Below are 11,312 nucleotides of genomic sequence, written 5' to 3' on the forward strand. Positions count from 1 at the left end.
TTTAGTCATAAATAAAACCCCGAAAGTTGCTTTAACTTTCGGGGTACGCCACATATTGTGAGCGCTTTTTTTATGCTTAATTATTTCACATCGTCGGCTTTTTCAGCAACTTTTTCAGCAGCCTTGTCGACCTTTTCGTTAACTTTTTCAGCCGTCTTAGCAACGTTTTCGTTGACCTTTTCGGCAGCCTTGTCAACATTTTCATTAACTTCTTTAGCCTTATCAGCAGCTTTATCAGAGAAATCTTCAGCTTCAACTTGAGCCGCTTCAGCCAAATCACGCAATGTTTCATCAAGGTTGAGATCAGCTTGTGTCAATTCAATATCATGATTATTGAACTTATCGCGTAATTCATTCAATGAGGCTTGTGCCTTATCCACATAACTTACAGCCAAATCCTTTGCCTTATTAACATAAGGTGTGGCTTGATCGGCTAATTGCTTCACTTGATCAGCAGCCAAATCAATCTTTTCGCCATACTTTTCTTGGCTCTTATCCTTTAATTCAGCAGCCTTAGCTTTAGCCTTTTCCGTTACATCACCAGCAAAATCAGCAGTCGCATAAGCGGCATCATAGGCCTTTTCACGCAAGGCATCTGATGTTTCAGTAGCTTTAGCTTTGAGTTCTTCTTGACGGTTCTTTGGCAATACTTTAAACGCAGCCAATGCAGCTGCTCCCGCAGCAATCCCAATTAAAAATCCTTTAGCTTTTGACATTTACTTTGTCTCCTTTTTTGATGATTTTTTGTGACTATACTTACGCATAGCCGTTTTTGCAACAGATGCTGCCATACCCGTCGCACCAAAGCCGCGAACAAGCTTTGAGGCAGCAAATCGATTTGTCACACTTTGTACAGTGTCATTTAATTCTGATACCGTAACCGACAAGTCCGCAACTGCTTGCACAGTTGGATCTAATGTCTTCATTTTCTCGTTGACATCAGTCAATAGCTCATTGGCGTTGCCAAGAATTTCATTGCTCGATCGGGCAATCGTGTCCACGTCGAACGTAATAATCTTAAGTGATTGCGTTAGGCGCATTAGGAATATACCGATAAATATTACCAGTAATAAGAAAGCAACCGCAAAAATGATAAGTACCCATTGTCCTGGTGCCATAAATCCCCCCATACCGTGATATTTAATGTATTTGCTGCAACCTACTGTATTAAAATAACATCATACTGGCACAACATAGTATAAGTATAACAAAAAAAGTTACTCAACGAGTAACTTTTGTTTATTAGTGGGCATAGTCTGTTGCGCGTGTTTCGCGGACCACTGTAATCTTCACATGTCCAGGATATTCTAGCTTTTCCTCAACATCTGATTTAATATCATGTGCTAAGACTGTTGCCTGGATATCCGTTAATTTAGTTGGTTCGACAATCACGCGAACTTCACGTCCAGCTTGAATGGCAAAAGCACTTTCAACACCGTCATAACAGTTAGCAATGGCTTCAAGATCCTTCAAACGTTGGACATAGTTTTCAAGTGATTCACTGCGCGCCCCTGGACGGGCGGCACTAATGGCATCAGCAGCGGTCACTAATTCAGAAATTGGTGACGTTGCTGGTACATCGCCGTGATGTGACGCAATGGCATTGATCACATCAGGCTTTTCGTTAAATTTCTCGGCAAGACGTACGCCCAATTCCACGTGGGAACCTTCAACTTCAGCGTCAACCGACTTACCAATATCATGTATTAATCCAGCGCGCTTCGCAAGCGCGACATCCATTTTAAGCTCTGCTGCCATCATTCCCGCAAGTTTTGCGACCTCGATTGAATGTTGGAGCACATTTTGACCGTAAGACGTTCGATAATTCATCCGGCCAATCATTTTAATCAAATCTGGGTGCAGGCCACGTAGGCCAAGCTCAAATACCGCTTCTTCACCCTTTTCACGAATTGTTTCATCAATTTGTCGACGTGCCTTTTCAACAGTCTCTTCAATCCGTGAAGGATTAATGCGACCGTCTGCTACCAAGGCATCTAAGGCCATTTTAGCAATTTCACGACGAACTGGATCAAAGCCACTTAACACCACTGATTCTGGTGTATCATCAATGATTAAATCAATCCCTGTCAATGATTCTAATGTGCGAATATTCCGACCTTCACGACCAATAATTCGGCCCTTCATGTCTTCGCTTGGTAAATGCACAACCGACACTGTGACATCCGCCACAGCATCTGCTGCCGACCGTTGAATCGCTTGCACAATAATATTGCGCGCGCGCTTTTCGGCTTCGCTCGTCGCGTCTTCTTCAGCTTCTTTCACTAAAGCAGCACGTTGACGTACCAAACTTTGTTTCGTTTGACTTAAAATTTGTTCTTTAGCGTCAACAGGCGTTAATTGGGCAATTTCTTCCAACTTTTCCTGTTGTGCTGTTACTAAGTCATTGGCAACTGTCTTTTTATGATTTGCATCATCCAAACGTTGCTGTACTTGGTTTTCTTTTTGAATCAATTGCGCTTCACGCTGATTCAAGGCCGCATCTTTCTTGTCGAGGTTCGAGATGCGATCTTCAAGCCGTTGTTCTTGTTGCTGCAGTTGCTTTTGACGATCTTTGAAATCTAAATCCACTTGATTACGATAATCTTGGGCCATTTCTTTCGCGTCAGTTTTCGCTGCACGTATGAGACTTTTAGCTTCTTTGTTTGCTTCTTCAAGAATGTTAGCTGCAATTTGTTTCGTTGCGTTAATTTGTTTGTTATCTTGCCAAAGACGACCATAATAACCGACAACGAGACCAATCACGATTGCGAAGAGTGCTGAAATGATTGTTACTATCATGCGTGTCATTCCTTTCAGCTTGTGAAATTTCAACTATTCCACATATATTAAGTATAGCTGTAAACTTACTTAACGTCAAACCCAAAGCCGGTCCTGCGCTTAATGTTTTAAGCGCCGACCAAGCTCGCGTTCTTGGTCCCGACGTTTGATATCTTCGCGTTTATCATACTTCTTTTTTCCGCGACCAATGCCAATCAGGACTTTGGCAAAACCATGTTTCAGGTAGACCTTTAAGGGCACAATCGTGACCCCTGGTTCGGCCGCAGCGCGACTTAATTGATTGATTTCGCGTTTATGCAAAAGTAATGGTCGTGTTCTGGTTGGATCAACGTTGAATTGATTGCCTTGCGCATAAGGCGCAATTGTCACATTCGTTAATAGTGGTTGCCCATTATGAATCGTCACAAAACCATCCCCGATGGTAATTTGTCCCGCACGGACAGACTTAATTTCAGTCCCAGTTAATGCAATCCCAGCTTCAAACGTGTCTTCAATTGCATAATTAAACCGCGCCTTGCGATTTTGTGCAAGATATTTTTCTGTCTGTTGTTGCTTTTTTGCCATACTGTTCCCGCCACTAAAAAATTAGTCTTTCATTGCGCGTTGCTTTAGAAATTTCGCTTTGCATCACGCTTTTGGCCTTGCTTAGCATCTAAGTTACCGCGACGTTGTCGTGGTCCTTCAGACTTACCGCGACGCTCATTCTTACAACGCTCTTCGCGATTACGGCCTTTACCAAACTTACCATTGTTCTTTGACGCCACACGGATGTCGGTTGTTGGCGCATTTTCTGGATCCACTAACATAAAGTCAACAGTCCGTTCTTCTTTGTTAACGCGCAAAACTTTGACACGCACCTTTTGACCAATTTGGAAAATACGGTGCTTTGAGCGACCAATCAAGGCAGCGTGTGCTTCATCGTATTCATAATGATCATCGGTCAAGTTAGAAATGTGCACTAATCCTTCAACCGTGTTTTCTAAGCTAATAAACAAGCCAAACTTCATGGCTGAATTGACAACACCGTCAAATTCCAGACCCACTTTGTCTAACATGTATTCGGCCTTCTTCAAAGCATCAACATCACGTTCCGTGTCAATCGCACGCCGTTCACGGGCACTGGTATCTTCACCAATTTGGCCGAGCTTATCGGCATATTTTGCTTGTGCTTCCGGACCATAACCATGCTTTTCATACCACTTAATGAGGCGGTGAACCGTCAAATCAGGGTAACGACGAATTGGTGATGTGAAGTGTGTATAGTAATCAGCTCCCAAACCAAAGTGGCCAATAGGATCTGGTGCATACTTCGCTTGCTTCATTGCCCGTAGCATCATCGTTGAAATCATTTGTTCAGCCGGATCACCAGCCACATCAGCCATTAACTGTTGCAACATTGCTGGTGTTACCTTGCTTGGATCACCATAAACGGTGTGTCCCAATGTCTTTGAAAATTCAAAGAATGACTTCGCGCGTTCTTCATCGGGCATCTCGTGAATACGATAAAGGAATGGCACTTCTAACTTGTCAAAGTGCTCCGCGACTGTTTCGTTTGCCACTAACATGAAGGACTCAATCATCCGTTCTGCTGTGCCACGTTCACGCAGCTTAATATCAACTGCCTTACCTTCATCGTCTACCACAACTTGTGCTTCTGGCGCATCAAATTCGATTGCCCCACGCTTTTTACGCATGTTGTACAAAATGTCATGTAATTCGCCCATGACTTTAAACATCGGTGTCAATTGTGCGTATTCGTCTTGCACAAACACATCACCATCAAGAATCTTGTTGACCGCATCATAAGTCATCCGCGCATGTGACTTAATCACAGATGTGTGCAAATGGTGGTTCACAACTTGTCCCTGTGGATTAATTTCCATTTCAACAGACATTGCCAAACGGACAACATTAGGATTTAATGACGCAATCCCGTTTGAAATGTTACGTGGCAACATTGGGATGACACGGTCTGTCAAATAAACCGATGTCCCACGCTTATAAGCTTCCGCATCAATCGTTGATCCTTCCGTGACATAATGTGACACATCGGCAATGTGCACACCTAAATGATAATTCCCATTATCTAACTTCCAAGCCACAACGGCATCATCGATATCTTTCGTATCGGCACCATCAATTGTGACCAGTGTTTGTTCAGTCAAATCTTCACGACCGGCCCAATCAGATTTCGGCACGTCAACTGGAATTTTGGCTGCATCATCCAACACTTCTTGTGGGAATTCACTTGGTACTTTCTTAGAATAGACAATTTGCAAAATGTCCATTCCAGGTTCATCCTTGTAACCTAATGTTTCCGTCACCGTTGCCACTAGTTCACGTGGGTGAACTTTATCTGGGAAACGGGTAACATCCGCGACCACAACTTGACCATCGTTTGGCGTAATGCCATCAGCACTCACCAAAACTTTATAACCCATGGCCTTTTTGTCACTGAGTTTGATTTCTCCAATCATCCCCTTCGCCTCTGAGCCAAGTGAGAAAGTCCCCACAACCCGTTCAAAGGCGTGGCTGATAATTTCTTCTACCTTACCTTCAGGGCCACGGTCAGCTGATGCTGAAGACTTAACTGTTGAAACCCGCACCGTATCACCTTGCATGGCTTGTAACGTATTTTCAGGATTGATAAAAAAGTCCGGTAATTCACTGTCATATTTAACAAAGCCAAATCCTTTGTCATTGGCATGATATTCACCAATCACATAGCCGGCATTGATGTTATATGAGAATTGGCCATCTTTTTCGACGGCTTCCCCATCACGCACAAGCGCATTCATCGCATTAACCACGTCTTGGTAGCCCGCAGCTGAATTCATGCGTAGGCCGTCCGCCATATTTTGCGCGCTAAAGGATTGTTCGCGGTTTGCTTTTAAAAAACCGCCAATTTGAGATTTTAATTGTTCTACTGCCATAGTCTCCTCTTTCTATATTTCTCCAAAATAAAAATTTCCAAAATAAAAAGTCAGTCTACAAAAAGAGCAAACTGACCTTAATCATTCTTAATGCGCTGACAAGTACATTAAGGCGAAACCGATAATGAACCACAACCCGCCTAAAATAGCTGTTGTGCGTCGCATCACCGCTTCAAACCCGCGTGACTTACGTTCAGCGAATAAATCGCCAGCGCCACCTGATAAAGCAGATAACGCATCTTGTTGTTTACTTGGTTGCATCATGACTGTCACAATGAGCAATAGACCCACAACAATCAGAGCAACGGTGAGTATTTTTGCCACAGTCATAACTCCTCATTAAATCATTAATACCTATTATAACAAAAAATAACGTCTTGTGCACAGAATTTTTATCACAAGACGTTATTTATGTCGCGGGCTGCTTAATTACCTGCCGCCAAACTAAACATTAAAATACCACCAGCAATAGCCACGTTCAAACTTTCCGCTTGACCTTGGATTGGGATATACAAGTTAGCCGTCGTTTTCGCTGCCAATTCTTCGGCCATACCTTGACCTTCGTTACCCACAATTAGCGCAAATTGCGTACTTGGTTCGATTTGACGGTAAGATTGCGCTGCTTCATCCAATTGTGAGCCATAAACTGGCAAGCCATTCGCAGTCAACGCATCTGTCCATTCATTCAAGTCGCCGTTTAAGACTTCCAAATGGAATTGTGACCCTTGCATGGCACGAACAACCTTTGGTGAATAAGCATCAGCTGTGCCTTCGCCCAAGACGACGCCTTTGAAGCCAGCAGCATCGGCCGTACGAACCAACGTCCCAACATTACCTGGATCTTGAATCTTGTCAAGCAACAACCAAGCACCATCATGCACATAACTTGGATCAAACGTCTTGTCTGGCAATGAGATTTCGGCAAAAATGCCTTGTGGTGTATTCGTCCCAGCAATATGCTTGGCAACTTCTTCACTAATTTCAAAAGCTGGTACACCATGCGGTACATCCGGCAAGTGTTCAGCCATTTGGGCTTCTGTCGCCATCACGGCATGGAACTTGGCCTTTGCTTTAATAGCTTCTTCAACTAAATGCCAGCCATCTAGTAAATAAGTCTTGTTTTCAAGACGGCCTTTCTTAGTAGCGAGCTTTGCCCATGCTTTCACACGACTGTTTTGATTTGATAAAATACGATCCATAATAACTTCTTTCTGTTCTCTTGAGAACTAACAAAAGTACGCCAAATTTTTGGCGTACTTAAACATTAACGCTGCTGTTTACCAGCATTACGATTGCGCTTTGATTTTGGTGGTAGTACTGATGTTTGTTCGGCTGCAGGTGCTGCTTGCGTGCCTGGTGTCGTTTGCGCACGATCTGCTAACAAATCATCTGCTGTTTTCTTAATTTTAAATTCACGCGCCACACGCTTTTCCAAACCAGGACGTTGGAAGTGCAGAATCAAAGACTGCAAGAGGGCGAATAAACCACCCACGATAAAGTACAAGCCAATTGCGCCACTGGCAATCATGGCAAACACAAAAATCATGATTGGACTGATCAACATCATGGTTGCTGACGCCTTCTTTTGTTCTTCTGGCATCCGTAACACGGCAATCCAAGCTTGCACCAAGTAAACCACACCGGCTGCAATCGCAAAGATCAATTGTGGTTGCCCTAAGCTAAGCCCAAAGAAAGTTGCCCCTTTCAATGCTGGAGCGTGCAAAATAGCAGCGTACAAACCAGAAAAAACTGGTAGTTGCATGGCTAAAGTCAAAAATGAAATACCGCCAATGACACTGACATCGTTTTCGCGATACAGTGACATCATCGCCATGCTGGCTTGTTGTTGTTCAGCAGATGTCCCTGCCTGACGTGAGATGGCCTGTAATTTATCAATTTCAGGCTTTAATTTTTGCATTTTAATTTGGTTAATTGTTGTGTTGACTTGTTGATTCAAGAAGAACGGCAACAAAATCAAACGCAAAATCGCTGTAATAATGATAATCGCCCAACCGATACCATTGACACCACCAATAACGTGCGCAATATTGGCCATGATATCTGCTAATGGTTGCCCAATCCAGCGGTACATACGACTATGTTGGCTATAGCCACCGGTAATTAAGATAATATCTAAAATCACAAAAGCTATTGTGAGGACGCGCTTGACTTGTTTCATGAGGTTATTTTTTTCTCCTGGTTATTACAGATAACCATTATACCAATAATTCCTACCTAATGGTAAAGTTTTTCCCTTCAAACGGCGCAATCGGCGTTTTAACGAGCTGTGTGACGTGACTATAGGCACCAGTCCAGCAGCAATGATGGCTAAAAAACGATCAATCCCAGCCGGTTCACCCTGAATCGCCATTTCAACCGAGCCATCTGTTTTGTTCCGTACCCAACCACTGATGTGATGGCGTTCTGCTGCCTGCTGGGTAAACCAACGAAAGCCAACGCCTTGGACACGACCATAAACATTAATTTGATAACTGACCATGCTGCGCCTCCCGATAAAGTGGTAAGTGGATGGTAAAAATTGACCCCGATCCCAAGGCACTTTCAATGGCAATTTCACCACCGTAAGCGTTAACTAGGCGTTGGGCAATACTCAAACCAAGCCCATTGCCCCCTTTGGCACGGGAACGTGCTTTATCAACACGATAAAAACGATCAAACACCCGTCCCGCATCTTCAGTCGATAACCCTTCACCAAAGTCTTGGACCCCGATTTCAACACGATTAGCCGTCTGTGACAAGGCAAAATGAATTTCCTTACGATCTGTTGAATACTTTACTGCATTATCCGCTAAGATAATTAAGATTTGTTCCATGTGATCCTGACGAACTTTCACATTCGCTTCATGCGTTAAGTCATCATCCAAGGTGAAAATAAAATCTGGATGAATCAACTTAAAGTTGTCATAAACACGATGCACCAAACCACCAATTTCCGTGATTTCTTGAACATTTTCAATTGGAATTTGTTCCGCACGGGTCAGGTTTAACATTTCATTAATCAGTGTTTCCATCCGTTGCATCTCGGCAAGGGATGATTTAATCGAATCATCCAACACTTCCGGTTCATCTTTCCCCCAGCGATTAAGCAAATCCATATGCCCTTTCACAATGGTAACGGGGGTTCTCAGCTCATGGGAAACATCGGAAACGAATTGTTGCTGCGCAGCAATCAAATTTTGTAGCCGATCAATCATCCGATTTAACACACTGACCAAATCCGAAAATTCATCATTAGGGCCGGTCTGTTTCGCCCGCACCTCAGTCATCGGATCATCACGTAACGCTTCAATGGTTGTCTCAATTGACTTGACGGGACGTAAAATCAGACGCGTTAGTAGAAAAGCAAAAATAAAAATGGCCACGCCGCCTAAAAAGACAGTCCCCCATAACCAATGGTACAAGTGGGCCGGTAACGTGCCATAATATTGCTTAATTCGCGCAATGACAATCAACGTAAAGAAAATGAAGACAACAAAAAAACCAGACGCCATCCCCAGTGACAGTTGCCAACCTAATGAGAAACGACGTGCGGCTTTTTGAGTTGTATTTTTTTTGTCAACCATAGTATTTATTAGCTGCGCATCACATAGCCAGTACCACGAACAGTCTGGATATAAGATGCTTTACTTTCTGGATCGTCAATTTTGTTACGTAAATAACGGATGTACACATCAACTACGTTGGTTTCAACTTCAGAGTCAAAGCCCCAAACTTCCTTCAACAATTGTTCACGTGATTGCACAACGTTAATGTTTTCAACCAACGTCAAGAGCAAGTCATATTCACGCTTTGTCAAATTGATAATTTGGTCATCACGACGTGCGATACGATTTTCTTTTTCAATTCGCAAGTCTTTGAAGTTAATAATTGACCGGTGCTTATCACTTGATTCCGTTTCGATTGCAATACGACGAAGGAGTGACCGAATACGTGCCAACAATTCTTCAATGGCAAATGGCTTCACCAAGTAATCATCTGCCCCGTAATCCAAACCTGAAACACGATCAATCACTGAATCACGTGCTGTCATCATAATGATTGGTGTCTTCTTTGTTTCACGCAAACGACGGGCAACTTCCAAGCCGTTTAATTCCGGCAACATCAAGTCAAGCAAAATAACATCATAGTTATTTTCCAGTGCGGCGTCTAGTCCTGAACGACCATCTAAAACTGTTTCGACTTCATAGCCTTCATGCTTTAGTTCAAGGCCGACAAACTTTGCCAAGTTTTCTTCATCTTCAACAATCAATACTTTGCTCATTTTTTGTCCTCAATAGTTAAATCGGCAACACCGAATCCAATTCTTTTACTTCCCTATATTTTAGAGTAGTTTCTAAAAATTTGCAAGTTTTTTCTCATTCTTTGAAAAAATCGTCTAATTTTGCTAGTCTTGGGTCCAACTGCTCGGTTTCTGCTGCTTTTTTCTCATTTTCATAAGTTGATTCACTGATAACATGCCAATCTTGTCCAGATGGTAACACATCATTTTCCAGCTCTTCCGCCGTCAAAATTTGCAACGGTAATTCAGCTACAATGTTGTCAAGGACGGCTTCGTCGACGTTAAGTGTATCATTTTCTAATACAAACACAGGATCGGTCTCTTCAAAGTCAGCCAACCGCTTCTCATCTTCAACATAACGTTCTTCAATCACCAAATCCACTGGCCGTACAACTGGTGCTAATGATCGTGATGACGGCACTGTGACTTCCCCTGTCACATGCGCGTTAAGTAGCAAATCGTCTTGGTCAGTGTATTTAATTTGCCCAGTCACGTGAAGTGGTGACAAAGCTAAAATGGTGTCTGGAAAACGTGTCTTAGCCAATGTCTCAAGCGTTAAATCTTCATCGAAAGTTAACGCATTTTGGCGAAATTTTTGTAGTTGATTTTTATGATATTTCATTTATTTCTCCCCTGTCTGCTTATTTTTGGCCGGTTACATGAATCGGCTGACGTGTCACGTCCTGTTGTTGCCCAGGCTCATTGGCCAATAACTGCCAGATTTTACCCGCTTTATAATCTAATCGCAAGTTAGCCTTGGCAAGATTTTGATCCACTTTACTAATCAACGGTAACGTTACCGTCTTTTTAATCTGATTGAGGAATTGTTGTCCTGCATCGGTAAATCCAAGAATGCGCAAATAAGGATCTTGCATGGCCGCCTGCATTTGATCAACCTTAATATTGAGTAACGTATACAACAACGTGCGCTGCATCCGCGCAAAAGTATAGCGCTTTGATTTCACTGACTTAATAAAGCTCTGATAATTTTTGGGACCAGGTTCACCCAGCGCTACTGCCGCTAAGCGATGTTCTAAGCCTTCAGCCATTTGATAAACTTGCCCCAACTGCCCAATTGTATCCGTCATTAAGCGGTACTTCAATAATTGCCAAAATGGCGTTTCAAAGGCAATCGTATGTGGGGCTTGTGCAATCGCCTGTAATGTCGCTTCTGGCACAACGCCCTGTACTTTGTCAAGTTTGCCTTTATGCAAGGCCAAACGGATTGATGAGGCCGATGCAATGGTTTGATCATCAGCAAAACTTTGATCGTGATACCC

13 protein-coding genes are annotated in these 11,312 nt (G+C 43.0%); all 13 read right to left on the reverse strand.

Translation table 11 applies throughout. From position 1 onward, the window contains the following. Positions 1-80: 80 nt before the first annotated feature. A complete protein-coding gene (locus ACW12G_RS04245; protein WP_455647354.1) occupies positions 81-716 on the reverse strand; it encodes a hypothetical protein in 636 nt (211 codons plus the stop codon). Beyond that, on the reverse strand, positions 717-1,118 hold the full coding sequence (locus ACW12G_RS04250; protein WP_146976371.1) for a DUF948 domain-containing protein: 402 nt from the start codon (positions 1,116-1,118) through the stop codon (positions 717-719). A gap of 124 nt (positions 1,119-1,242) precedes the next feature. Then, a complete protein-coding gene (gene rny, locus ACW12G_RS04255; protein ID WP_146976368.1) occupies positions 1,243-2,799 on the reverse strand; it encodes a ribonuclease Y in 1,557 nt (518 codons plus the stop codon). Between the two features lie 99 nt (positions 2,800-2,898). Beyond that, entirely contained in the window at positions 2,899-3,363 is a 465-nt protein-coding gene (smpB, locus tag ACW12G_RS04260; protein WP_010004616.1) for an SsrA-binding protein SmpB, read from the reverse strand. Between the two features lie 44 nt (positions 3,364-3,407). Beyond that, the gene (rnr, locus tag ACW12G_RS04265) at positions 3,408-5,732 is read right to left on the reverse strand and encodes a ribonuclease R (protein WP_455647355.1); all 2,325 of its coding nucleotides are present in this window, start codon (positions 5,730-5,732) and stop codon (positions 3,408-3,410) included. Between the two features lie 87 nt (positions 5,733-5,819). Continuing rightward, on the reverse strand, positions 5,820-6,056 hold the full coding sequence (gene secG, locus ACW12G_RS04270) for a preprotein translocase subunit SecG (protein ID WP_278320906.1): 237 nt from the start codon (positions 6,054-6,056) through the stop codon (positions 5,820-5,822). A 101-nt stretch (positions 6,057-6,157) separates the two neighbouring features. Next, entirely contained in the window at positions 6,158-6,931 is a 774-nt protein-coding gene (locus ACW12G_RS04275) for a TrmH family RNA methyltransferase (RefSeq protein WP_019040287.1), read from the reverse strand. 65 nt (positions 6,932-6,996) lie between these two features. Further along, complete coding sequence (yidC, locus tag ACW12G_RS04280) at positions 6,997-7,911, reverse strand: membrane protein insertase YidC (protein ID WP_048701420.1); 915 nt, start codon at positions 7,909-7,911, stop codon at positions 6,997-6,999. 24 nt (positions 7,912-7,935) lie between these two features. Further along, entirely contained in the window at positions 7,936-8,232 is a 297-nt protein-coding gene (locus tag ACW12G_RS04285; protein ID WP_455647356.1) for an acylphosphatase, read from the reverse strand. Beyond that, positions 8,213-9,316 carry a sensor histidine kinase gene (locus ACW12G_RS04290; RefSeq protein WP_282851001.1) on the reverse strand — a complete coding sequence of 368 codons (1,104 nt, stop codon included), beginning with the start codon at positions 9,314-9,316 and terminating at the stop codon, positions 8,213-8,215. Before ACW12G_RS04290 ends, ACW12G_RS04285 begins: the two co-directional genes overlap by 20 nt. An 8-nt stretch (positions 9,317-9,324) precedes the next feature. Beyond that, the gene (locus ACW12G_RS04295) at positions 9,325-10,014 is read right to left on the reverse strand and encodes a response regulator transcription factor (RefSeq protein ID WP_010001175.1); all 690 of its coding nucleotides are present in this window, start codon (positions 10,012-10,014) and stop codon (positions 9,325-9,327) included. 94 nt (positions 10,015-10,108) lie between these two features. Next, positions 10,109-10,654: a YceD family protein gene (locus ACW12G_RS04300; RefSeq protein WP_029509874.1), complete on the reverse strand. Its 546-nt coding sequence runs from the start codon at positions 10,652-10,654 to the stop codon at positions 10,109-10,111. A 19-nt stretch (positions 10,655-10,673) separates the two neighbouring features. Continuing rightward, on the reverse strand, positions 10,674-11,312 hold a 639-nt coding region (locus tag ACW12G_RS04305), incomplete at its 5' end, for a nucleotidyltransferase family protein (protein ID WP_455647357.1).

This window comes from Leuconostoc sp. (genome assembly GCF_965300815.1).

What these genes read in the sequence shown, in the direction of transcription:
- rnr (WP_455647355.1), bottom strand. Translation starts at nt 5,732, where the DNA reads ATGGCAGTAGAACAATTAAAATCTCAAATTGGCGGTTTTTTAAAAGCA.
- ACW12G_RS04300 (WP_029509874.1), bottom strand. Translation starts at nt 10,654, where the DNA reads ATGAAATATCATAAAAATCAACTACAAAAATTTCGCCAAAATGCGTTA.
- ACW12G_RS04245 (WP_455647354.1), bottom strand. Translation starts at nt 716, where the DNA reads ATGTCAAAAGCTAAAGGATTTTTAATTGGGATTGCTGCGGGAGCAGCT.
- ACW12G_RS04250 (WP_146976371.1), bottom strand. Translation starts at nt 1,118, where the DNA reads ATGGCACCAGGACAATGGGTACTTATCATTTTTGCGGTTGCTTTCTTA.
- yidC (WP_048701420.1), bottom strand. Translation starts at nt 7,911, where the DNA reads ATGAAACAAGTCAAGCGCGTCCTCACAATAGCTTTTGTGATTTTAGAT.
- smpB (WP_010004616.1), bottom strand. Translation starts at nt 3,363, where the DNA reads ATGGCAAAAAAGCAACAACAGACAGAAAAATATCTTGCACAAAATCGC.
- ACW12G_RS04290 (WP_282851001.1), bottom strand. Translation starts at nt 9,316, where the DNA reads ATGGTTGACAAAAAAAATACAACTCAAAAAGCCGCACGTCGTTTCTCA.
- rny (WP_146976368.1), bottom strand. Translation starts at nt 2,799, where the DNA reads ATGATAGTAACAATCATTTCAGCACTCTTCGCAATCGTGATTGGTCTC.
- ACW12G_RS04295 (WP_010001175.1), bottom strand. Translation starts at nt 10,014, where the DNA reads ATGAGCAAAGTATTGATTGTTGAAGATGAAGAAAACTTGGCAAAGTTT.
- ACW12G_RS04275 (WP_019040287.1), bottom strand. Translation starts at nt 6,931, where the DNA reads ATGGATCGTATTTTATCAAATCAAAACAGTCGTGTGAAAGCATGGGCA.
- ACW12G_RS04285 (WP_455647356.1), bottom strand. Translation starts at nt 8,232, where the DNA reads ATGGTCAGTTATCAAATTAATGTTTATGGTCGTGTCCAAGGCGTTGGC.